This is a genomic window from Halonotius aquaticus, from assembly GCF_003605575.1.
In the GTDB taxonomy this organism is placed as follows: Archaea; Halobacteriota; Halobacteria; order Halobacteriales; family Haloferacaceae; genus Halonotius; species Halonotius aquaticus.
The window spans coordinates 597,139-620,636 of the sequence record NZ_QKNY01000018.1; the positions used below are offsets into that span (position 1 = coordinate 597,139).

Sequence of the window (23,498 nt, forward strand, 5' to 3'; positions counted from 1 at the left end):
GCGCTCGGCTGTTGATATATGATTCCCGCAGAACTCATCGAACAGTACGTCAGCTTTGGGATCTTTCTCGTTGCCGCGACCCTGGCCGCGGTCAGCTATCTGGCGTGGCGTCGAGAGCGTGATCGCCGGATGGCGACCGTTACCGTCGGCTACGGGTTGTTTGCAACTTACGGCCTCATCGTCGCCGTTGAACACGTCGTCGTGCCAACGATCCCGTATGCTACGGTTGAGCTCATCGAACACGGGGCCGCGGTACTCATTCTTTTTGGGCTGCTGACGTTTTTCGCCGCTGTGACACGGGACTGAGCCATGTCTGAGCCAGCATTCGAGGTGGATTCTCGGCGCGCTATCTACCAGCATATCGCTGCTAATCCCGGTGTCCACTTTCGGGAGCTATGTGAGGCGTTTTCGTATGCGCAGGGCACGATCCAGTACCACCTCAAGTGGCTCGCCGATGCGGAGCTGATCGACGTTGCTGACGATGGGAAATACACCCGCTACTACGCTGCCGCCGAGTTTGACGACGCCGATCAGGCGGTGATGAACGCCCTCCGGCGGGAATACAGCCGCCGCGTGCTGGCACATCTCCTCGCCGACGGCCCGCTGTCGACACAGGAACTCAGCGACCGACTCGACAAAGCCGAGTCAACAGTGTCGTGGCATCTCTCAAATCTCGCCGATGCCGATCTTGTCACGAAACAGCGGGAAGGCCGTCGGGTCAGCTATGCGGTCACCGATCCTGACCGGGTCAGATATCTCTACACCATCCATCGACGCTCGTTTACCGACCGCGTCGTCGACCGATTACTGGGTCTTTGGGACGGCTACTGACTTTGCCATCGCTCTGGTTCTCGTTAGTACTCTACTCGAACTCTCACTAATTCACTCCGACACCAGGCAGCATCCCCCGCTGGACGAGCACTCGAAGACAGAGCACATAGCTGATGAACACGGCTGTCGGCCCTAACAGCGGGATAATAAGTCCCTGAATATCGGTTCCAATCGCGGCAGCGTGGATCGTTCCGAACATAAACCCACCGTAGGCGAACGTATGGACGACCCGTGGCCCCCACGGCCGTGAAAACCGCGCTGGGTCGGTAAACCCAAGGACGGCAACGACGAGCAACAACAGCGCGCCGCCACCGACGATAACACCAGCCGAAAAGTACGAAAGCGAATACGCCGGCGGTGGCACCTGTCCACTGAGCACGTTCCACGTGTCGACAACACCAATGAGCGCGTGCAGCAGTGTCACGATCATCGCAAACACTGACACCTCAATGTGGACGCGTTGGGCCGCCGTATGCAGGACGCCAAACGATGGACTGTTGTAGCCGATCCCGGTGAGCACCGCGAGCGTGAGACTCGGATACGCGAGGAGGCCGGCTGCCCGGTCGAGATACCAGATAACAACCGACATCAGGAGGCCCCCGTGGTTTCGACGACATCCGGACAGCCGTCGTCATCCTGAAATCCGTTTTCGGTCTCCGGGCGTTGGGGACACTGATCGGTCGCGTCGGGGATGCCGTCGCCGTCATAGTCATCGGGGGCTTGTTGGGTCGATACGGTCTCCATCGTCTCCGCTGGCTCAGTTGTTGCTTGTGCGGCCCGCACGCTGCTGATCTGCCAGAGCACCGGCACAGTGATGAGAAACAACACGACGACAACGAGCGTGATCTGTTGGTTTCGTGTCCAGCCCATCATCTCACCCCTCGACGACGTGCTCGTCGAACCCGTCGGTCGTGTGGAACACGCCACCGTGGACGATGAGTGCTTCAGCCCCGTTCCAGTCGGTGGCCAGCTGTTTTGCCTCCGCCAGCGGGAGTGCGGCGAGTGTCGTCGCCAGCGCGTCGGCCTCCATACAGTCGCGTGCCGCGAGAACGGTCACCGATTCATGTCGTGAGCCGATCCGCTCGGCTGTTGGATCGTAGATATGGTCGACTCCCTCGCGCTCTCGACGATAGCCACCGGTCGTGGCGATATACCAATCGGTTGCCAGCGTCTTGAGGTGGCTGTCATCCCCGTAGGGGCTTTCGATCCCAACAGGCCCCGTTGGCGGCGACATATCCCCGCCGCCGCTGACGAACCCGCGTCGACCAACCCCATCGAGACATCTCGCGGCCTGGTCGACGATGTATCCCTTTGCGAGCCCATTCAGATCGAGTGCGGTGTCGGTTTCGACCCGCTCACCATCGACGCTGATTGTCCCACCCGCAAACGCCGTCGATACCGACCACGTCGCTCCCGACGAGCTCGATGTGTCACCACCGCGATGCACGGCGTTGTCGTCGCCGCGAAGATAGCGGTGTAGCTCGTCTTTGCACTCCCCGTGTCGGATATCGAATACGCCGTCGGTTCGATCGATGTACTCACGCCCGCGCTGGACGATCTTGGCGATGTGTTCATTGTGGATCTGGCCTGTCTCGTTGAGTTCGGCGGCGGCACTCGCTTCGTTGAACCGGTCTAACTGGCCTTCTAGCCTTCTGATCTGCTGTTTTGCCGCGCTGGCTGCCGGCTCAGCTCGAATCCCCCTGATCTTGATTACAAAGTCTGTATCACAGGCTCGAAAGCGACGACTGGCTGTCCCCAACCGATCGTAGAGTGTCTGCTGTGTGCTTCCCATTGTTATTCGTACTCATCCTCCTCCTCGTCCTCGTTTTCCTCCTCATCCTCTCCTTCCTCATTTTCTTCCTCCTCGTACTCCTCCTCCTCATCTTCTTCATCTTCATACTCGTCGTCTTCTTCATCCCCATACTCTCCGTCTTCTTCGTCCTCATACTCTCCGTCTTCTTCGTCCTCATACTCACCGTCACCGCTCTTGCCATCGCCGCCTGTCTGCACAGCCGGTGTGAAGTTCTCATTTGGTTGCGGGGCATCGCCAGCCGTCTGCTGATCACTGGCCGTGATGCCGGTGTCGCCATCGCTCAGACTGGTGAGTCCAAGCCCCGGAAATACCAATCCGCCGGCCACAACCATCGTTAGCAACGCGCCGGCGAGTGTCATCGCAACGAGTCTGTTTGTTGGGAGTTGAATCCGCATCGTACGTTCGACGACTGCCACGCTCTTCTAATGCGTTCGCGTCCGGCTATCGAATCGTCGTCCAACCATCGAATCGTCGCCTTCGACCGATTTATCATCGACTGAGCGATTCGCTGTCACGACAAAACGTATCGTTCCGACAACTGGTTCAGCCTGCAACCGATCCGACACCCACACCGCCACCACCGCCTGCACCTGTGGTGAGACCCTCGCTACCACCGGTGTCTGCGGTGATCGTCTTATCAATGGTTTCACTGTATCCAGTTCCGAGCAACGCCAATCGGAGCCGGCCAAGATACGGGATCCGGAACCGCGCCACCCCGTTGACCCACTCCGATTTCACCACGGGTGCAACCCCGTTTGCCTGATCGTACCGCCGGTTGTTGTCGCCTTTCGTGATATACCCCGCGTGCGGGGCCGGACAGTTTGTTAACTCCGCACAGCTTTCGGCGTCGACCGCATCGGGCGACGTTCGATCATACCAGTTTTCGCCCGCCTCGACACGAAACCGTACCCGGTGGATGATCGGCGAGCCGACACGGCCGGGGTAGTCGTAGACGATCACACTCCCTGGCTGGTTGAACGATTCGTAACTGGTGTCGCTTGTGTCGGCCATCACGAGCCCCTGTTCGTTGGCCGCCGCCGGCGCAAACCGACCCGGTTCGCTGACGACGACGAGATCGTATTTGTTGATGTTGGGATCCATGCTGTTGCTCTCGACGGCGACCATCGGCGGCCAGACGCCGGTCGCCGCAAAGAGCACGAGTCCGATGGCAGCCACGATCGAGAGGCTGAGCAGCAGTTCCCGAAGGAACAACAGCGGCCCGTCGTCCGCCCCGCGGAGTCGCTGGAACCACGACTCCTCATCGGGCGTCACGTCGCCAGGCGGTTCCCGCTCTCCATCACTCATTGGCAGTCTCTTCACCCGCACCGCGTTTGAAACTTCTGTCCCGGGTCGCCGACCCACCAGCCTCTCTCCTCGCGGTGGCTCCCGCATCTCTCTGTCCGATCCGACTCCCGGCATGTTTTTGCCCGGCGCTCCCGAGATGCCGACAGTGCCATCCGAGACGCCCTCCCGGATCGTTCAGACGCTGGCCCGCCACGGCTACAACGCCGACCGCGAGGCGGTCACCCTGCTCGCCCGCGTGAGCGATCCGGCCGCCGCAATCGAGGCTGTCGTCTCGGCAACCGACGACAACACGCTTCGCATCACCAGCAGCGATGTCCGAGCGTGTCTCGACAGCGCTGCCGTTGTCACCGGTGCGGCTGTCTCTCCTTCGACAACTGCACCTGAATCGACCCCAGCGGCTGCTCCGACCGAGTCGACATCTCCAGATTCGCCTAAATCGACTGATTCACAACCTGAAACACCCCAACAGCCCAGCTCAAACACCACCTCTTCGACTGCAACCAAAACACACCCAAATCAACAGACTACGTCAGAATCTCCAAACGAAACAGAGGGGTCGAACTCGACCGGGCGTAAAGAAGTGGTTGCCGAACCAACAGGAACCGCCCGCTCCCCGGATCGGAACCCGACACCCGCCGAGATCACCGGCGACATCACCGGCCGCAGCACCGGCACCGGTGAGTACAGCCAGTTCGTAACGACGTTTCGGGATCGCTACGAACAGCTCTCGAAGCTCCTCAAAGGCCGCGTTAATCACCGCCCAGCCACGGCCATCGCCGACATGCCGGGCGGCAGCGACGCCGAGATGATCGGACTCGTCAACGACATCCGCTCGACGGCCAGCGGCCACTGGCTGATCGAACTCGAAGACACGACCGGCACCTTCCCCGCGCTCGTAATGAAAGATAGGCCGATCGCCGAGCTGGTCGACGAACTTCTCCTCGACGAATGCATCGCCGTCCAGGGCACCCTTGCCGATGATTCGGGCATCCTGTTTACCGACTCGATCCACTTCCCTGACGTGCCCCGGACGTTCCGTCCGAGCACCGCCGACCGCCACGTTCAGGCCGCGCTCATCTCGGATGTCCACGTCGGCAGCCAGGAGTTCATGGCCGACGCCTGGGGGCGGTTCGCCGACTGGCTCCACACCGAGGAAGCCGAGGCCGTCGAATATCTCCTGATCGCCGGCGATATGGTCGAAGGTGTCGGCGTCTATCCCGACCAGGACGAGGAACTCGACATCGTCGACATCTTCGACCAGTACGAAGCCTTCTCGGAGTATCTCAAGGCTGTTCCCGGGGATATCGAGATCGTCATGATCCCCGGCAACCACGACGCCGTCCGCCTTGCCGAACCCCAACCCGGCTTCGACGAGGAACTTCGGGATATCATGTCGGTTCACGACGCCCGGATCACGGGCAACCCTTCGCTTGTCACTATCGAGGGCGTCTCGATCCTGATGTACCACGGTGTCTCGCTCGACGAGGTCATCGCCGAACTCCCCGAAGAGAAGGCCAGCTACGACAACCCACACAAGGCGATGTACCAACTCCTGAAGAAACGCCACGTCGCCCCCCAATACGGCGGCAAGATGCGACTTGCACCCGAAACGAAGGACTATCTCACCATCGACACAGTGCCCGACATCTTCCACACCGGCCACGTCCACAAGCTGGGCTGGGGGAAATACCACAACGTCCTGGCGGTCAACAGCGGCTGCTGGCAGGCCCAAACCGCCTTCCAAAAGAAGGTCAACATCGACCCCGACGTGGCCCACGCCCCGATCGTCGATCTCGATACCTTGGAGATGACTGTCCGAAAGTTCGCGTAAGCAATCGGTCTACTTCTGTCACGATCAGGGTTGCTGGTAATACCGGATCGTCTGCGCGCCGCGAAACATCGGCCCGTCGCCGGCCTCCTGAAACCCTGCGGCCTGGGCGGCCGTCTGCAGATCAGTTGCGTTCTGTTCGACCAGCAGTTCCACGTCCAACCCTTCGCTGGCGCCAAACCGAACCGGCTCGCTCAGCAGCCGCTCACAGGCCTCCTTTGTCCCGCCGACCTGTGTCACGTGGACAGTGTTGTCGTGGACATCAAAGCTGACGAAGCCCAACAACTCGGATTCGAGTGCGTCGGTATCGGCGTTGGGATCGTTGCCGGCCTGTTTCCGTTCGGCGACCCGGACGCTGCGATCGTGCACAAGGTTCCGGACGACATCCGCCGGTACGTCGGCCAGTGCCGCGATCGACTCGGCGTCCTCCTCGACGGCGTCCCGGACATCCATGTGAGCGTATATCACATCTACCCGCATAAAATTCAGGGCGACTGGGAGCGTTGTCTGTGAACTACATCCAAGCCGCCATCTGACACCTAAACACCTATGGGCGATGGGGTTCCGAACTGTGGTAATGGTTGCAACGTTGCCGGATCTGCTTCGACTCCTCGTGATTCCGGTTCTCGGGTGGGCTGCGTGGCGCGACATCCATACCCGTCGGATCCCGAACCGGGTGTGGCCACCGCTGGTCATCCTTGGCGGCCTCCTGCTCGTCTGGGAAGCGATCCAACTCTTCGTGTTTGGTGACCCTGGCGGCCAAGCCTTCCTGATCCGTGCCGGGATCAGCCTCCTGTTTGTCGCTCCGCTTGGCTACGCATTCTGGTGGTTCGGCGCGTTTGGTGCGGCCGACGCAAAGGCGATGATCGCCCTTGCGTTCCTCCTGCCGACGTTTCCGACCTACGCCCTCGGCGGGCTGGAACTCCCGCTTGTCGATACGACGATCGGCGTGTTCTCGTTGACGGTGCTCACAAACGCGGTGCTCCTCGCGGTGGTTGCACCGGTCGGCTTGGGGGTTGGGAACCTGCTCCGCCGCCGGATCGAACCCGCGGTGATGTTTCTGGCCCGACCGGTTCGGATCGACTCGCTGCCGGGTCGCCACGGCCGACTGTTCGAAGCACCCGATGGGCTCACCCACAACGGGCTGGATCTTGACGCCCTCCGGATGTATCTTCGCTGGCGCGGCCTTCCCTTAGCCGCGCTCCGGGCGGCCCCCGATATCGCCCGCGATCCGGCCAGCATTGAGGCGACCGGTGAGCCGACCGACGGCCGCAGCGACGTCGACGACGACCTCGATTGGCATGACTCCGACGCCGTCCCGACAGTCGACGGCGACGTTGCCGCCGAGAATCTCGATGATCCGTGGGGTGTCGACCAGTTTTTCGAGTCGATCGATCGGTCGACCTACGGAACCGACCCGGAACAACTCCGTGAGGGGCTTGAACTGCTGGCGACAACTGACGAGGAGACGGTTTGGGTCTCGCCGGGGCTTCCGTTCGTCGTTCCGATGTTTGCCGGCCTTCTCGTCGCCTTCATCTACGGTGACCTGCTCTTTGGCTTCCTTCGCTGGCTCGGCGTGTTCCCGCTTGTGTAACGGCTCCGCTCGTGTAGCGACTCCGTCGCTGCCGGCGGCACCAACCGTTCTGGGATCGGTGTGCCTTTGGCCTCGCCGCCGCCCCCTTCGGTATGGACGGACACCTTCGCAACGGCGTCGTCGAGGTCGGCGGCAACGCCCGCCAGCAGTTCCACGACGCCCGCGGCTACGGCCGGCCGGCCGACGGCAACGAGATCCGCCTGGCCCGCGTTGAGGCCGCCCACCTCCTGCTCCGTGGCGATCTCACGGCTGTTGTCGATCACGACGGCTCCGCTGATCGCCTCTCGTTTGAAGAGTTCTTTGTCGCCTCCGCCGCGGCCGCCGAGCGGTTCGCTCTCCGATTTCTGGTGTACGCTGACCTCCGTGATCGTGGATTCTATCTTGCGCCCGCCCGCGCGGGCTGGCCCGGTGCAGCGGAAGCTGACAACGACCTGATCGACCTGATTGTTCCACCCCGTGGCACGAAACCCGGTGACAGCGAACCCGCCTATCGAATCGCTGTCGTCGGCGAACGCGAGTCGCTCCCGGCCGACGAGCTTGCGAACCTCACCCTCGCGGTCGTCGACGAGGAAAGCGAGATCAGCTATCTCGAAACTGCGACGCCCGAGTTCGACGGCGGGACGACCTACAGCCTACCGGCAGGGATCACGGGCTCGCTCATCGGCGACCGCGTCGTCGTCTGGGACGCTCCCGATGGCTTCTACGATCACGGGTTCTACGGCCAACCGCTTGAGGTGCGGGAGGCGATCATCGACACCGCCGTCCAGCTTTCGCTTGTCGAGGCCGCCGCTCTCGCCGCCGAGGGACAACTGGTGCTTGATGACGCTGACGACGATCAATCCGAGGCGACGACGTTCACCGCAACCGAGATCGCCGGCGACACATCCCCCGACTCGCCGGCCAGCTACACCGCGATCCGCAAACAGGGCAGGCGGGTCGAAGGCGAGCGATTCGACCGCCGGCTTGCGGTGTATCGCATGCTTCGAGACCGACAGGTCGTCCCGAAAACAGGCTACAAGTTCGGCGCGGATTTCCGCACCTACAACACGGTTGAATCGGTCGAGGACTTACCCCACTCCGAACGGCTTGTTCGCGTCGTCGAGACCGATCACGCGTTCGATCCCCGCGAGCTCTCACTTGACGTGCGGCTGGCCGGCGGGGTACGGAAACGAATGGTTTTTGCGCTGACCGGCGCGAACGGCGAGATAGACTGGCTCTCTGTGAGCCGCCTGACACCATGACCGACGATACCTCTCACGACGACGATGGCACGTCCGAAGCCGGCGCGACCGACGACGCGGTCGCCACAACCGACGGCGGCGTCGACGAGACGACCATCGATCCGTGGGGATCGTCAACGATCGCCGACTACCGCAAGCTCTTCGAGGAGTTCGGCATCGAGGAGTTCGAGTCGATTCTCGGCGATGTGCCCGATCCGCACTACCTCATGCGCCGGGGAGTCATCTTCGGCCACCGCGACTACGAGCCCGTCGCCGACGCCCTTGCCAACGACGAACCCGCCGCCGCGCTCTCAGGCTTTATGCCGACCGGCGACCCGCATATCGGCCACAAACTTGTCTTCGACGAGATTATCTGGCATCAACAGCAGGGTGCCGACGCCTACGCCCTGATCGCCGACCTGGAGGCCCATTCCGCCCGCGGGATGACGTGGGACGAGATCGACGACCACACAGAAAGCTATCTGCTAAGCCTGTTGGCGCTCGGCTTCGACGCCGAGGAGGGAACGCTCTACCGCCAATCGCAGAACCGCGAGCTCCAGGATCTCGCCTTCGAACTCGGCTCGAACGCCCGATTCGCCGAGTTCGGCTCGATCTACGGGTTCGACGGCGAGACCAGCGTCTCCCACATGCAGAGCGTCGTCACCCAGATGGCCGATATGCTCTACCCGCAGTTGGTCGACGGCCCCAAGCCGACGGTGATCCCGGTCGGGCCCGATCAAGATCCCCACGTCCGCCTCGCGCGGGATCTGGCGGTGCGGATGCGGTATTTCAAAGTCACCGAAGCCTACGCGAGTTTCGAGGCCGACGCTGCCCAACGGAAGTTGATCGCTCGCGCCTATGACGCACTCAGCGAGGAGATCGACAGCGACGAGATGGTTCGCTGTGCGGCCGCCGCTGACTGGCTGGCCGACTACGACGCTGCCACCGAGTTTGCCGACGCCAAGGATGCCGCTGTCGACAAACTCAGCGAGGCCGGCAAGGAGCCGCTTCGTCCGCGCGTCCGGTTCTTCCACCGCCACGGCCCCGAAGATGCCTTCGAGGCGATGATCGACGCCATCGAAGGCGAAAAACGCGTCTACGAGGGCCATATCGACTCGTTCGAACTCGATATCGACGATGCCGAAGCCCTTGCCCGCGAGGTCGAAGTCGACAACGGCGGCTACGGCTTCATCCAGCCGTCTTCGATCTATCACCGCTTCATGACCGGCCTGACCGGCGGGAAAATGTCGTCGTCGATCCCGGCCAGCCACATCAGCCTACTCGACGATCCCGAAGACGGCTACGACAAGGTGAAGTCGGCGACGACGGGCGGCCGCGAGACGGCTGAAAAACAGCGCGAACTCGGTGGCGAGGCCGACGACTGCCCGGTCTATGAGCTGTATGCCTATCTCCTCGCCAACGATGACGATGGGCTGGTCGAGGAGGTCTACGAGGAGTGTGTCGGCGGCGAGCGACTCTGTGGGGACTGCAAGGAGCAGGCGGCAACGCTGATGAAAGAGTTCCTGAAGAACCATCAGGAGAAACGCGAGGAAGCGCGGGAACTGCTCGACGACCTCGATATCGTGCTCGATTCCGACCGGAAAGGGCCGGGCAGCTCACACTGACGCTATTTTTGTTGCGGCTTGCTGCTGTCGTCTTCGCAACTGCTAACTGACGACCCCACCGACACCCGATAACAACTGTATGCGACTCCCGGACTCACAACTCGCGGTGTTGGAAGCCGCCTCGGCGACCGAACCGACGCCAGTCGATCGGCTGGCCGACGCGACCGACCTAAAACCCGAAACCGTCACCCGTGCGGCCTTCGATCTCCGCGACGACGGCTTGGTCACCATCGAGGAACGCACCGAAACCACGGCCGACCTCACCGACGAGGCCCACGACTATCTCGAATCGGGCCTCCCGGAAGTCCGGCTTTACCGCGCCGCCGTTGAGGCTGGTGCCGACGACGAGGCCGTCGAGTTGGGCCAACTCATCGGCGCGGCCGGCTTGGAGGGCCCCGAGGTCGACATCGCGCTGGCCAACTTCGCGCGCAAAGGATACGGCACGATCGACTCCGGCAGCGTCACCGCCGATCCCGACGCCGATCCCGACGCCGACCCCGAAGCCGACGCACTCGCAACGCTGGCCGACGGTGGGAGCGTCGCCGACGGCGACGCCATCGACACCGATCTCCTCGACCAACTCGAGCGCCGCGACCTCATTATTCAGCGCGAGCACACGCTCCGGGAGATCACGCTCACCGACGACGCCGTCACCGCGCTGATGGAGGGCATCGAGACCGCCGAGACGGTTGACCGCCTGACACCCGAGATGCTGACCAGCGGCGAGTGGCAAGATGTAGAATTCACCGAGTACAACGTCGAGGCCGACGCACCCAGCGTCGAGGGCGGCCGCAAGCACATCCTCAGACAGACGGCCGACCGCGCGAAGGACGTACTCGTCGGGATGGGCTTTCAGGAGATGGACGGCCCGCATGCTGACGCCGACTTCTGGATCAACGACTGCCTGTTCATGCCGCAGGATCACCCTGCGCGTACCCACTGGGATCGCTTCGCGCTTGACGTGCCGCCGATCCAAGACCTTCCCGACCAACTCGTCGACCGCGTCGAGTCAGCCCACCGCGAGGGCGTCGGCGAGGACGGCGACGGCTACCACTCGCCGTGGGATCGGGATTTCGCCGAGGCAGTCGCCCTTCGGGGGCACACCACGTCGCTGTCGATGCGCTACCTTTCCGGGTTCGCTGGGGCCGACATCGAGCCGCCGCAGCGGTACTTCTCGGTTGAAAAGGTCTACCGTAACGACACGCTCGATCCGACTCACCTGCTGGAATTCTTCCAGATCGAGGGGTGGGTGCTCGCCGAGGATCTCTCGGTGCGTGATCTGATGGGCACCTTTGAGGAGTTCTACGCCCAGTTCGGGATCACCGATATCAAATTCAAACCCCACTACAATCCCTACACTGAGCCCTCCTTCGAGCTGTTCGGCGAGCATCCGACGACCGGCGAGATCGTCGAGATCGGGAACTCCGGGTTGTTCCGACCCGAAGTACTCGAACCGCTCGGCATCGAAGCCGACGTGATGGCGTGGGGCCTCGCCCTCGAACGCCTGCTCATGCTGATGTACGGTTTCGAGGATATCCGCGATGTCCACGGGACGCTGTGTGATCTTGAACTGCTGCGGGAAACGGAGGTGCTCCAATAATGCCTGTTGTCGATGTCGACCCCGACGAACTCCGCGAGTTGACCGGTCACGACGAGAAATCCGACGACGAACTCAAAGACGACCTGTTCAACCTCGGTCTCGAATTTGAGGGCGAAACCGACGACGGCGAACTCCAACTCGAATTCGCGCCTGACCGGCTTGATCGCCTCTCTGTCGAGGGTGTCGCCCGCTCGCTGCGCTACCAGTACGGCGACGACACCGGCGTCTACGTCCCCGACACGAACGATCCCGACTGGACGTACGAAGTCGAAGACACCGTCCCCGAGGGTCGCCCCTACGTCACGGGTGCCATCGTCCGCGACGTGAACATGACCGAGGACGTGCTGGAATCGCTGATCCAACTCCAGGAGAAACTGCACGCGACGATGGGCCGCAAGCGCGCGAAGGCGGCCATCGGTATCCACGACCTGACGATGCTGAAAGGCGCGGGCCTCGGCGACGACGACAGCGGCCACTCGATCACCTACCGCGGGATCGACCCCGACGGCGACCGATTCGTCCCCCTCGATGCCGACAGCGAGATGACGCCTGCCGAGGTACTTACCGATCACCCGATCGGCGACAAGTTCGGCGATCTCCTCGACGGCTTCGACCGCTATCCCGCGATCTACGACGATCTCGGGCTGTTTTCGTTCCCGCCGGTGATCAACGGCCGCCGCACCGAGGTCGAAGCCGAGTCTCGGGATCTCCTCATTGAGCTCACCGGAACCGACCAGTGGACGATCGACCACATCTGTAACATCATCTGCTATGCACTCTCGGCCCGCGGCGGCACTATCGAGGAGGTCGAAATCGACTACCCGACCGCGACTGGCCCCTACGAGGACGTCGGTGGCGAACTCGTCCGCCCGGATTTCGAGACCGACACCAAACACGTCGCTCACGACCGCATCGAGACGATCCTCGGCGTCGATTTCGACCAGCGCGAAGTTCTCGATCTCTTCGCCCGCGCCGGACTGTCGGCGTCGGTCGTTGACGATGCTGCTGATGGTGACAACGCTGGCGACGACGACCTGCCCGCCAGCGTCGCCGACGCCGATGTCGTCTACGCTGTCGAGATTCCACCATACCGGGTCGACGTGTTGCATCCGATGGATCTTATCGACGATCTGGGGCGGGCCTACGGCTTCAACGAGTTGGAGCCACGCTACCCAGATATCGGGACTGTCGGCGGTCGCCACGACCGCACGCGACTCGAAGACGCCACCCGCGCGAGCCTCATCGGCCTCGGGTTCGAGGATCTGCTGAACTTCCATATGATCTCCGCCGAGGCGAACTACGACCGGCTCAACATCGAGCCGGGCGCGACCGTCGACGACGCCGACCGCCGGCTCGTCGGCGCGGGCGAGGCCGTCGAGATCACCGGCCCCTACAGCGAGGATTACACCCAACTCCGTACGTGGGTACTCCCGTCGCTGCTCATGGTCTTGGAGAACAACACCCACCGCGCCTACCCGCAGGATCTCGCCGAGATCGGCCTCGCTGCTGAAGTCGACGAAAGCGAGAACACGAACGTCGCCGAATGGCGATCGATCGGGGCCGTCCTCGCGCGTAACGACGCGACCTACGAGGACGCCAAAGCGCGACTCACCGCGCTCTGCGATGATTTCGGTGTCGACCTCGAAACGCCGGCGACCGATCACCCGACGTTCATCGACGGCCGGGTTGCCGACGTGGTGATCGACGGCGAGCCGGTCGGCGTCATCGGCGAGATCCATCCCGCGGTGTTGGTCGAGCACGATCTGGAACTGCCGGTCGCCGCATTCGAGTTCCGGCTTGACGCCCTGCAGTGAGATGCCCCGAACCGGCAAGATCTCGCGGGCGTTCTTTCGGGAGCATATCGCCCCACAGCTCGGGGCTGACCGCCAAGAAACGACTCTCGGCCCACAGCACGGCGTCGACTTCGGCGTCCTCGATATCGGCGGGCAGGCTCTCGCTGTCGCCACCGATCCGGTCTCGATCCTGCCTGGGCTCGGATTCGAGCGCGCCGGCCGGTTTGCCGTCCGGATCGTCCTCGCTGACGTGGCCGTTTCGGGGCTCGATCCCTCACATCTCGCAGTCGGCTTCACGCTCCCACCTGATCTCACTGGCGACGACTTCGCTGCGGTCTGGGGGGCGATCCACGACGAATGCGCGGCCCTCGGTGTCGACATCATCACCGGTCACACCGCCCGGTATGCCGGCTGTTCGTTCCCGTGGGTCGGCGCGGCGACCGCGATGGCCGTCGGCGACCACGACGCGATCGTCCGCCCGGATGGGGCTCGCGTCGGCGACGACCTCATTATCACGACCGGCCCGGCTGTTGAAGCCACCGCGCTGTTTGCCTCGCTGTTCCCCGACGTGATCGACTGTGAGGACGACCGCCTCGCTCGCGTCGCGGCGATGCTCGACGAACTCGGTGTCGTCCGCGATACCCGCGCTATCGCCGGAATCAACGGTGTGTCGGCGATGCACGATATCACCGAAGGCGGGCTGCTCGGCGCGTGCCACGAGATGGCCGCTGGTGCCGGCGTTCGGTTTCGGGTCGACACCGACCGGGTTCCGATCGACGACGATGTGGCCGCGGTGTGTTCGACCCTCGATATGGATCCCTGGCGAGCGACCAGCTCCGGATCGCTGCTGCTTTCGGTCGACCCCAACGTGACCGATGACGTACTCGCGGCCCTCCGCGACCGCGGGACGACCGCGGCTGTGATCGGGAGCGTCGATTCGGGGAACGGTGTTGTCCGCGATGGCGAACCGACAGAGCCGCCAGCCGGTGATTCCTCGTGGCCGGTCTACGAGCGGCTGCTGGCGGCGGCTGAGGACGCTGATGATACCGACGCCGATGCCGCCGATGCCGCCGACGCCGGTGCCAACGACACTGCCTGACCACCGATCTTTTTCATCGCCCGGTCGTACCACCGACAAATGACCACAATCGACCTTGCACTCGACTGGACACCGAACACGAACCACACCGGCTTCTACGTCGCGCTCGCGGAGGGCTACTACGCCGACCGCGATCTCGACGTGTCGATCCACTCGCCGGCCAACGACGACTACGAGACGACGCCAGCAAAGCAGGTCGCCACCGGCGAGGCAACGCTGGCGATTGCGCCCTCCGAGAGCGTCATCAGCTACCAGACCCACCCCGACTACCCGTCGCTAACTGCTGTCGCGGCGGTCTGCCAGGAAGACAAAAGCGCGATCGTCACGCTCGGCGACAGCGGCCTCGACCGCCCGGCCGAGCTCGACGGCCACCGCTATGCCTCCTACGACGCCCGTTTCGAGGATCACATCGTCCGCCAACTCATCCGCAACGACGGCGGCGACGGCGACATCGACATCGTCACCCCGCCGAAACTCGGGATCTGGAACACCCTCCTCGATGGCGAGGCTGATGCGACGTGGGTGTTCATGCCGTGGGAGGGCGTCCTCGCGGCCCGCGACGGGATCGATCTCAACGCCTTCTATCTCGACGAGTACGACGTGCCGTACGGCTACACACCCCTGTTGTTGGCCCGTCCGGAGACGATCGTCGACGGCGACGCCCTCAGCGACTTCCTCACGGCGAGTGCCCGCGGCTACCAGTTCGCGGTCGACAACCCCGATCGGGCCGCCGAGGTTCTCGGCGAGACGGCCGAGGGAATGGATAACGACGATCCCGATTTCCTCCGTGAGAGTCAACACGAACTCACAGATGCGTATCTCACCGCTGATGGGGAGTGGGGAACGATGGCCCACGACCGCTGGGACGCGTTTGTCGAGTGGCTCGCCGCCAACGATATTCTCACCACGGTTGACGACGAGCCGATTCCTGCCGATGAGTTACCCACGAGCGAGCTCTACACGAACGACCTCCTCTCTGACGCGTAACTGCGCCCGACACCCGAGTTACTCGCTGTCGACAACGTCCGGGAGTTTGACGGTCGCTGTCGTTCCCGCCGCCCCGGTCTCATATGTGACACGCCCACCGAGGGCGGTTGTTCCCCACTCGACGAGCCACAGCCCGATCCCGCTGCCGTGTTCGAGATCCGTCTCTGTGCCCTCCTCGATCACGCCCAGTTCGTGTTCCGGGATGCCGTCGCCGCTATCGCTGACCTTGATACGGACGGTCGACCCGGTGGTGGTCGCCCCGACGGTGACATTCCCACCGCCGTGTTTGAGGCCGTTTTCGATCAGGTTGTCGAGCACGCTTTCGAGCAGTTGGCGGTTCGTCTCGATGGCGAGGTCATCCGGGATTTCCGTGTCGACATGCCCACCGTGGTCGTCGACGAGCGGCTCGGCAACGTGATCGACGAACGTGGCGACCGGAATCGATTCGGTGCCCAGTTCGTCGGGTTCGAGTGTCCGTTCGACCATCCGGGCTTTCTCGCCGAGTTCGAGCACGTTATCGGTGTTGCGTTTTGCGGTTTCGAGCATGTCGGCGTACCCCTCGTCGTCGACGCCCTCGGCGACCACTTCGAGATACCCGCTGGCGACGTTGAGATCGTTGCGGAGGTTGTGCCGAAGGATACGGTTGAGGACGGCGAGTCGCTGCTCGCGTTGGCGTTCGAGCGTGATGTCCTGGAGCGTGATTGTGTGCCCAACCGTGCTGTCGGCTGAATCCTCGATCGCCGAGACGGTGACGGCGTAATCACGCCTTCTGGTGTCGCCGTGACGGATTCGCTGGTCGTCGCTGTCGAGATCGATATCGAGGGCGATGTCATCGAGTGAGTTTCCGAGGAAAGCCGGTTTTGCGGTGTCGACGATCTCGGTTGCCGCCTCGTTGACATTGATGACGCGTTGGTCGTCGTCGACGATGATGATACCGATCCCCAGATCGTCGATGGCGGTCTGATCGCCTGTTCGGCGGGCCGCCGGCGTCAACTCGAACATATTCCGCCGGAAGAAGGCGTACATATCAAGCCCGAGATGCGCCGGAAACAACAGCGGGGCGAGGTTGAGATTTGGAACCGGGCCGGCGTCGAATATCCACAGCAGGATCCCGGGGATAACCGGGAGCGGTGACAGTGCGAGGGCAAGCGTCTGGGAGCGATACAGCGGGCCGTAACTCACGAACGTCTCCAGCAAGACGAGCACCGCACCGGCGGTAAAGATCATTAGCGTCAACAGGATGAGAAACAGCCACGCCTCGTTCGTGTAGGCGACCGTCGCCGCGCCGAAGGTGGGGTCGATCCGGTAGTTACTCCAGACGAGTTGATGGCGCGGATTGGTGGCGATCAACCCAACGAAGCCGAGCGTGAGAGCGACGAGCCCGGCCATCGGCGTCGACCGCACCACGTCCTTCCGACCGGTGTATTCGAGGGCAAAGGCCAGAAACAACAGGCTCGTGAAACAGGTGCCCAGCCAGACCGGAATCTCAAACAGCACCCGGAGTGCCGGATCGAACACGAGGAGAGCGACGCCGTAGGAAAACGCCCACAGGGCGATGGCGACGATCATCGCCATGAACAACGTCGCCCCATCCTCGTCGCGGTAGGGCCAGACGTAGGCGAGAAACGCCAGCGAGAGCAGGCCGGAGCCCAGCGAGGCGATCGCCGGCCACGAAAAGGCGCCAAACACTGGGCCGGCCTACAACCTCCCGTTACATAACGATTCGCGTCAGGTTGCCGGGCAGTGAGCCAATGAGATGGAGAAACCTCCGCCGCGCTTGATCCCGCAGCGACTCGATTCGCTCGCGGAACGCCCGCAGCTTCACGGCTCCCGTCGGTCGCCGTTCGAGCGAATCGCGGTCTCCCTACGGTTGACCGCACGTTCGGAAGTCGATTAACCTTAGTCCCCGCGGCGAGTTTCCTCCCGCAATGCCAACCGGAGAGTACGATCCCGACGCCGTCGAGTCCAAATGGCAACAGCAGTGGCTCGACGACGAAACGTACGCCTACCCCGACGACGCGACCGATCCGAACACGACCTTCGCCATCGACACCCCGCCGCCGACCGTCTCGGGGAGCCTCCACTGGGGCCACGTCTACGGCTCGATCCTCCAGGACATCGTCGCCCGCTTCGAGCGCATGCAGGGCAACGACGTGTTCTATCCCTTCGGCTACGACGACAACGGGATCGCCTCCGAACGCCTGACGGAGTCGGAACTCGGCATCCGCCATCAGGATTTTGACCGCTATGAGTTCCAAGAGAAATGCCGGGAGGTCTGTGCGGAGTACGAGGAAGAGTTTACGGAGAAAATGCAGGCGATGGGCACCTCCATCGACTGGAACAACACCTACCAGACGATTTCGCCCGAAGTCCAGCGCGTCTCCCAGCTCTCCTTTATCGATCTCTACGACCAGGGCCGCGAATATCGCAAAAAGGCCCCCGCGATCTGGTGTCCGGACTGCGAGACAGCGATCTCGCAGGTCGAAACCGAGGACTACGAGGAGCAGTCCTATTTCAACGACATCACCTTCGAACTCGTCGAGAGCGGCAGCGAGCCCGACAACGACGCTGTGACCGACGAGGACTACGAGTACCCCACGCCGACCGAGCCGGGCGATGACATCGTCATCTCGACGACCCGACCTGAACTCATTCCGGCGTGTGTCTCCATGTTCGTCCATCCGGACGACGACCGCAACGCCCACCTCGTCGGCGGCACCGCCCGCGTCCCCGTCTTCGGCCACGAGGTTCCGATCTACGAGGACGACCGTGTCGATATGGAGAAAGGTACCGGCGTCGTGATGTGCTGTACCTTCGGCGATCAGACCGACATCGAGTGGTATCAGGCCCATGACCTCGATCTCCGGGTCGCCATCGACGAGTCGGCGACGATGACCGACCTCGCCGGCGACTACGAGGGGATGAGCACGGAGGAAGCACGGGAGGCCATCGTCGAGGACATCGACGACGCCGGGCAACTCCGCGACCGCTGGGAGATCGACCACGTCGTCCAAGTCCACGAGCGCGACGACGTGCCCGTCGAGTACCGCGTCACCGAGCAGTGGTACGTTGATGTTCTCGACAAACGTGAGGAGTACCTTGAGGCCGGCCGCGAGATGGAGTGGTTCCCCGAGAAGATGTTCACGCGGTACGAACACTGGATCGACGGCCTGGAGTGGGATTGGTGTATCTCCCGGCAGCGATCCTCCGGAATTCCGTTCCCCGTCTGGTACTGCGCCGACTGCGATCACGAAGTCATCGCCGAAAAAAGCGAGCTGCCGGTCGATCCGCTTTCCGACGAGCCGCCGGTCGATAGCTGTCCCGAGTGTGGCCACGACGAGTTCGTCCCCGAAGACGATGTCTTCGACACGTGGGCGACCTCGTCGCTGACGCCGCTCATCAATGCTGGCTGGGACTGGGATGACGACGCGGAAGAATTCACGATGGATCGTCCTGAGATCTACCCGATGGATCTCCGGCCCCAGGGCCACGACATCATCTCCTTCTGGTTGTTCCACACCGTCATCAAGTGCTACGAGCACACCGGCGAGGTGCCGTTCGACACGACGATGATCAACGGGATGGTGCTCGACGAAAACAGAGAGAAGATGTCGAAATCGAAGGGCAACGTCGTCGATCCCGACGCCGTCCTCGACGAATACCCGGTCGACGCCGCACGGTTCTGGGCGGCCGGCAGCGCGATCGGTGACGATCTGCCCTACCAAGAAAAGGGCCTTCGCGCGGGCGAGAAACTGATCCGGAAGCTCTGGAACGCCTCGAAGCTCGTCGACTCGCTCGCACCTGAGCCGGTCGACCGACCCGACGACCTTGCCGCGCTCGACCGCTGGCTGCTGGCCGAACTCGACGCCGAAATTGCGGAGTTGACTGACCTGCTGGCCAACCGAGAGTTCTCGAAGGCCCGCGACGGCCTCCGCACCTTCTTCTGGAACACCTTCTGTGACGACTACCTCGAAATCGCCAAACAGCGACTCGATGACGGCGACGATCAGTCCGCGGCCTACACGCTGCGGACGGCCCACGAACGGTTCCTCAAACTGTTTGCGCCCCTCCTTTCGCACGTCACCGAGGAACTCTACCGCGACATGTACGACGCCGACGAGAGCATCCACCAGTCGGCGTGGCCCGAACCGCTCGGGATCGACGCCGACCGCGAGGGTGGGGCCGCCGCGATGGCGGTCGTCGGCGCACTGCGGAAATATAAGAGCGACCAGCAGCTTCCGCTGAACGCCGAACTGTCGGCTATCGAGGTCTACGGCCCGATCGAGGGCTTCGAGGACGACATCCGCGGCGTGATGCACGTCGACGACCTCACTGTCCTCGACAGCGAGCCCGAAATCGAATCCGTCATCGCCGACATCAGCCTCGATTACTCGAAGGTTGGTCCCGAGTACGGCTCCCAAGTGCCTGATCTGGAAGACGGGATCGAGGCGGGCGACTACGACCTCGTTGACGATGAACTCCACGTCGCCGGCGAGGAACTCGGCCCGGACTTCTTCGAGGTCGAACGCGAGCGACGCTACGCTGGCGAGGGCGAGATGCTTGAAGCCGGCGACGCGATTGTGATCGTCAGCGAAGTGTAGATAGCTCTCCGGAGCTGTTTTCAGTCGTATTCTCCGTTGCCTGTGCGTCCTCTTGGGTCTCTACATCGAACGTGGTCGTCGTGGCTGCGCGATACGTTGTCGGCCCGTTCCGCGCGGTGAGTTCCATCTCAAAGTCGATAGCGATCTGTTCGGCCGGCGCGCTGTTTGGGTCGATCCTCGTTGTGAGAAACATCGTTTCGTCGATGCTGTCGACTGCGTCCGCCAGTGCGATCCGCGTCGACCCATCGCCGCCGATCCGTCCGTACGTGAGATACGGCCACGCGTCTCCGCCGGGGGTGGCGAGATAGATGTCGGCTGGCTCCCCGGTTGGCGGCGCGCGAAGATCGAACCGGAAGGACTCTAGTGTTGTTGCCTCGTCGTACTCGATGAAGAGTCCGAGCCCGAACTCCTCGTTAAGTGACGCCGGGAACGATCCCTGATTGAAGCCGACAACCCGAACCTCCTCGCCGTTGTGTCGGTAGACGAGATACGCATGGTTCTGGCGGCCCTCATCCTGTCGTTCGGTTTCCGCTTGGAGAGTCACGGTTCGGCCGGGCGCGAGCGAACAGCCAGCCGTCGTGAGCCCGACCGGGATCGCAGCCGAGGCGAGGAACCGTCGTCTGTCCATATCGGGGCTCACAATCGATCCGCAAGAATAGTTTGTGGACGCTCAAACGCGTGTTTCGGGTTACTGCAGGTCGACGCCGACCGCCTCTTCAACTGAGTCGAAGCCGTCGCGTTCCAGCAGGTCGAGCAGTCCCTCGTTGATGTCGCGGGCGACGGCTGGCCCCTCGAAGACGAGGCCGGTGTACAGTTGGACGAGGCTTGCACCCGCACGTATCTTCTCGTATGCCCCCTCGGCGTCGCTGACGCCACCGACGCCGATGATCGGCACGTCGGTGCGCTCGGCGATAAACCGGATCTGGTCGGTTGCGTCGTCCTCGATCGGTTTCCCGGAGAGGCCGCCGGTTTCAGCCTTGTTCGGATTTTGTAGCGAGTCGGGCCGGCTTGTCGTTGTGTTGGTTGCAATCACACCGTCGAGGTCGAGGTCGTCGACAACGGCCAGCGCGTCCTCGACAGCGGGATCGGGGAGATCCGGCGAGAGTTTGACCAACAGGGGGGCGGCTCCGGCGGCTTTCAGGCCCCCAAAGATCGCTTCCAAGGAGTCTCGGTTCTGCAGGGAGCGCAACCCTGGCGTATTTGGACTGGAAACGTTGACCGCGAAGTAATCGCCCGCGTCGGCGACCCGCTCGTAGGTATACAGGTAGTCGTCGGCTGCCTCCGCAAGCGGCGTCGATTTCGATTTGCCGATGTTGACACCGAGCGGCACATCGGGCTGTGGCTCGCGGTCGAGGCGGTCACCGATTCGGTCGGCCCCCTCGTTGTTGAATCCCATTCGGTTGATGAGCGCGCTGTCTTCCGGCAGGCGAAACATCCGTGGCTGTGGATTGCCGGGCTGTCGCTCGGCGGTGACGCCGCCGATCTCGACGTGGCCAAACCCAAGGGCGGTCAACACGCGGGGGATCTCGGCGTTTTTGTCGAAGCCGGCGGCGACACCGACCGGCGTGGGAAACTCACAGCCGAACACTGACTGCTGGAGCCGGTCGTCGGTGACAGCGTATCGCTCCGCAAGGACGGCTTCGAGTGGGGTATCTTGGACGGCCTTCAGGCCGCGGTGTACCGTGTTGTGGGCTGTCTCCGGGGGGAAAAGAAAGAGGGCCGGTTTTGCGGCGTCGTATAGGCTCATTGGGTATGCTATCCGCTCGCAGTACAATCAATCCGACGAAGCGGATCGCGTTGCGACGCTCGTCGTGACGGCGGTGGTGGGAGCGCAATGCTGTCGGTGTCGCACAACCAAGCGAGCGCCGATGCCCTGTATGCGACTGATTTTCGAGCTCTGAATGGATAGCGGACAGTTACTGACAGCGAGGCGTTAGAAATCGTGTTGGACTGTATCCGGATCGGCCTTCTGGATGATGATCTTGTCCTCGCGCACCCGCACGAAGACCTCGTCGCCGATCTCCATGCCGGCGACCGCAAGCTCGTCTTCGTGTAGATTGACGTGGACGTTGTGGTACTCACCGTCGTCGTCTTTGGCCCCACTCGGACTCAGCTTCTTTTTACGAACCATCGCCGGTGTCTATCCCCATTCGCCACAGAATTCATATAAGTGTTGTTTACCGCTGTGTCGCTGGCTTGTTTGGCGACTCGGGGTCAGGTGTGCTTGCTGGCTCGCTGCTAGGAAACTCACCGATCAGAACCACTGGCCTGCGTGTGATCGTATTTAAAAGATCGCCCGTTGAGTGTTCAAATCCCCGATATATTTATATCAATGCATGTCCTCGGTTGGCATGGAGCCACAAACCATGGTACGTGAAGACGGTAAGCGAAACTTTGCACTCCGCGAGGCGGACGGCACCGAAGACAGTGTCTTTTCGGGCAACACCCCCCGACAGGCCGCGCTGAAGGCGGCCCGGCGGCTTGATCCAGCCCCGTCGGAATCGGCTGCCGACCGGGTTTCGCTCGAACTCCGTGAGAAAGGCACCGACAAGGTACACAAGTATGAGGGGTGGGCCTGGGAGGAGACAGCCCCTGACAACTCGCCCGACTGGATGCCCGATGAGATCACCGAAGCGAACGTCTCCAAAGAGGGCATCGAACACCTCGACGAGTGACTGGAGTCGTTGCCGTGTTGGCCTCGCGTTCTTTGAACCGCCGTCACTTCCGGTAGCGTTTTGTCTCGGTCACACTGACCGTCCGCTTGCGCGGCAATCATCCGGCGCGACCGTCTGTGCGAGACAGGGGATGACCGTTCGACCTCCAGCCGCGCTACATTTGACTCTCAGCATCGACCAGCGACGCATACCGTCGCTGTGTCGCGTCAGTACCACCCCATCATGGTCGCGATCTATCTCTCCCGATTCTGCATGTGGGTTCGGCGCATGAAACCGCATGACGTGGTGGGTTCGCTTCGACGGTCTTTTATATAAACCCCGTCTTCGATAGGATGCACTGGTTGTGTGTGGAAACACGCCCGACCACCGCCGTCCGGAATCTCCGGACGGCACCCAGATCGAACCAACGCTCTTAAGTACAACAGGGCGCTCGACTGGAATGCAGCAAAAACACACCGCGAGCCGCCGACCGTTCGAATCGGTCAGCACTCGCATGGATCGCGTGGGCAGTAGCCCACGAGTGATCC

22 protein-coding genes are annotated in these 23,498 nt (G+C 62.6%); 12 read left to right on the forward strand and 10 right to left on the reverse strand.

All coding sequences use genetic code 11. The features are described from left to right. Positions 1 to 18 precede the first annotated feature (18 nt). Both DM826_RS12635 and DM826_RS12640 read left to right on the forward strand, forming a co-directional pair. Positions 19 to 306, forward strand: a complete 288-nt coding sequence (locus DM826_RS12635) for a hypothetical protein (RefSeq protein ID WP_120103777.1) — start codon at positions 19 to 21, stop codon at positions 304 to 306. 3 nt (positions 307 to 309) lie between these two features. Then, positions 310 to 831: a winged helix-turn-helix transcriptional regulator gene (locus DM826_RS12640; protein ID WP_120103778.1), complete on the forward strand. Its 522-nt coding sequence runs from the start codon at positions 310 to 312 to the stop codon at positions 829 to 831. 46 nt (positions 832 to 877) lie between these two features. Here the strand turns inward: DM826_RS12640 and DM826_RS12645 are convergent, their stop codons facing one another. From DM826_RS12645 to DM826_RS12665, 5 genes are all read right to left on the reverse strand, one after another. Further along, complete coding sequence (locus DM826_RS12645) at positions 878 to 1,420, reverse strand: hypothetical protein (RefSeq protein WP_120103779.1); 543 nt, start codon at positions 1,418 to 1,420, stop codon at positions 878 to 880. After that, entirely contained in the window at positions 1,420 to 1,701 is a 282-nt protein-coding gene (locus DM826_RS12650; RefSeq protein ID WP_120103822.1) for a hypothetical protein, read from the reverse strand. The genes DM826_RS12645 and DM826_RS12650 overlap by 1 nt, the downstream gene beginning before the upstream one ends. Before the next feature lie 4 nt (positions 1,702 to 1,705). Next, the gene (locus tag DM826_RS12655) at positions 1,706 to 2,623 is read right to left on the reverse strand and encodes an FAD:protein FMN transferase (RefSeq protein ID WP_120103780.1); all 918 of its coding nucleotides are present in this window, start codon (positions 2,621 to 2,623) and stop codon (positions 1,706 to 1,708) included. Positions 2,624 to 2,625: 2 nt separating this feature from the next. Beyond that, positions 2,626 to 3,039 (reverse strand): hypothetical protein, encoded by a 414-nt coding sequence (locus tag DM826_RS12660; protein WP_205738836.1) that lies wholly within the window; start codon positions 3,037 to 3,039, stop codon positions 2,626 to 2,628. A gap of 148 nt (positions 3,040 to 3,187) precedes the next feature. Next, entirely contained in the window at positions 3,188 to 3,949 is a 762-nt protein-coding gene (locus tag DM826_RS12665; protein WP_120103781.1) for a S24/S26 family peptidase, read from the reverse strand. A 136-nt stretch (positions 3,950 to 4,085) separates the two neighbouring features. Between DM826_RS12665 and DM826_RS12670 the strand changes: the two genes are divergently transcribed. Continuing rightward, positions 4,086 to 5,780, forward strand: a complete 1,695-nt coding sequence (locus DM826_RS12670) for a DNA-directed DNA polymerase II small subunit (protein ID WP_394338552.1) — start codon at positions 4,086 to 4,088, stop codon at positions 5,778 to 5,780. Between the two features lie 24 nt (positions 5,781 to 5,804). Here the strand turns inward: DM826_RS12670 and DM826_RS12675 are convergent, their stop codons facing one another. Further along, a complete protein-coding gene (locus DM826_RS12675; RefSeq protein ID WP_120103782.1) occupies positions 5,805 to 6,230 on the reverse strand; it encodes a hypothetical protein in 426 nt (141 codons plus the stop codon). A gap of 124 nt (positions 6,231 to 6,354) precedes the next feature. Between DM826_RS12675 and DM826_RS12680 the strand changes: the two genes are divergently transcribed. The 7 genes from DM826_RS12680 to DM826_RS12710 all read left to right on the forward strand — a co-directional run bounded on the left by DM826_RS12680 (position 6,355) and on the right by DM826_RS12710 (position 15,695). Further along, positions 6,355 to 7,371 carry an A24 family peptidase gene (locus DM826_RS12680; protein ID WP_120103783.1) on the forward strand — a complete coding sequence of 339 codons (1,017 nt, stop codon included), beginning with the start codon at positions 6,355 to 6,357 and terminating at the stop codon, positions 7,369 to 7,371. Positions 7,372 to 7,463: 92 nt separating this feature from the next. Next, positions 7,464 to 8,612, forward strand: a complete 1,149-nt coding sequence (endA, locus tag DM826_RS12685; RefSeq protein WP_120103784.1) for a tRNA-intron lyase — start codon at positions 7,464 to 7,466, stop codon at positions 8,610 to 8,612. Continuing rightward, positions 8,609 to 10,216: a tryptophan--tRNA ligase gene (locus tag DM826_RS12690; protein WP_120103785.1), complete on the forward strand. Its 1,608-nt coding sequence runs from the start codon at positions 8,609 to 8,611 to the stop codon at positions 10,214 to 10,216. The genes endA and DM826_RS12690 overlap by 4 nt, the downstream gene beginning before the upstream one ends. 79 nt (positions 10,217 to 10,295) lie before the next feature. Next, entirely contained in the window at positions 10,296 to 11,816 is a 1,521-nt protein-coding gene (pheS, locus tag DM826_RS12695; protein WP_120103786.1) for a phenylalanine--tRNA ligase subunit alpha, read from the forward strand. Next, positions 11,816 to 13,630 carry a phenylalanine--tRNA ligase subunit beta gene (gene pheT, locus DM826_RS12700; protein WP_120103787.1) on the forward strand — a complete coding sequence of 605 codons (1,815 nt, stop codon included), beginning with the start codon at positions 11,816 to 11,818 and terminating at the stop codon, positions 13,628 to 13,630. Before pheS ends, pheT begins: the two co-directional genes overlap by 1 nt. A 1-nt stretch (position 13,631) precedes the next feature. Continuing rightward, a complete protein-coding gene (locus DM826_RS12705) occupies positions 13,632 to 14,708 on the forward strand; it encodes an AIR synthase family protein (RefSeq protein ID WP_120103788.1) in 1,077 nt (358 codons plus the stop codon). A gap of 39 nt (positions 14,709 to 14,747) precedes the next feature. Further along, positions 14,748 to 15,695 carry an ABC transporter substrate-binding protein gene (locus DM826_RS12710; protein ID WP_120103789.1) on the forward strand — a complete coding sequence of 316 codons (948 nt, stop codon included), beginning with the start codon at positions 14,748 to 14,750 and terminating at the stop codon, positions 15,693 to 15,695. An 18-nt stretch (positions 15,696 to 15,713) separates the two neighbouring features. Here DM826_RS12710 and DM826_RS12715 read toward each other — a convergent pair whose 3' ends face one another. Then, a complete protein-coding gene (locus DM826_RS12715; protein WP_120103790.1) occupies positions 15,714 to 17,384 on the reverse strand; it encodes a sensor histidine kinase in 1,671 nt (556 codons plus the stop codon). Positions 17,385 to 17,623: 239 nt separating this feature from the next. On the opposite strand from DM826_RS12715, the gene DM826_RS12720 reads away from it, so the two are divergent. Continuing rightward, on the forward strand, positions 17,624 to 20,296 hold the full coding sequence (locus tag DM826_RS12720) for a valine--tRNA ligase (protein ID WP_120103791.1): 2,673 nt from the start codon (positions 17,624 to 17,626) through the stop codon (positions 20,294 to 20,296). Here DM826_RS12720 and DM826_RS12725 read toward each other — a convergent pair. From DM826_RS12725 to DM826_RS12735, 3 genes are all read right to left on the reverse strand, one after another. After that, positions 20,283 to 20,924 (reverse strand): hypothetical protein, encoded by a 642-nt coding sequence (locus tag DM826_RS12725; protein ID WP_120103792.1) that lies wholly within the window; start codon positions 20,922 to 20,924, stop codon positions 20,283 to 20,285. The two genes, DM826_RS12720 and DM826_RS12725, sit on opposite strands and share 14 nt — an antisense overlap. 60 nt (positions 20,925 to 20,984) lie before the next feature. After that, positions 20,985 to 22,043 (reverse strand): quinone-dependent dihydroorotate dehydrogenase, encoded by a 1,059-nt coding sequence (locus DM826_RS12730; RefSeq protein ID WP_120103793.1) that lies wholly within the window; start codon positions 22,041 to 22,043, stop codon positions 20,985 to 20,987. Positions 22,044 to 22,229: 186 nt separating this feature from the next. Beyond that, a complete protein-coding gene (locus tag DM826_RS12735) occupies positions 22,230 to 22,427 on the reverse strand; it encodes an AbrB/MazE/SpoVT family DNA-binding domain-containing protein (RefSeq protein ID WP_120103794.1) in 198 nt (65 codons plus the stop codon). 235 nt (positions 22,428 to 22,662) lie between these two features. Between DM826_RS12735 and DM826_RS12740 the strand changes: the two genes are divergently transcribed. Further along, positions 22,663 to 22,971: a non-histone chromosomal MC1 family protein gene (locus DM826_RS12740; RefSeq protein WP_120085877.1), complete on the forward strand. Its 309-nt coding sequence runs from the start codon at positions 22,663 to 22,665 to the stop codon at positions 22,969 to 22,971. Positions 22,972 to 23,498 lie beyond the last annotated feature (527 nt).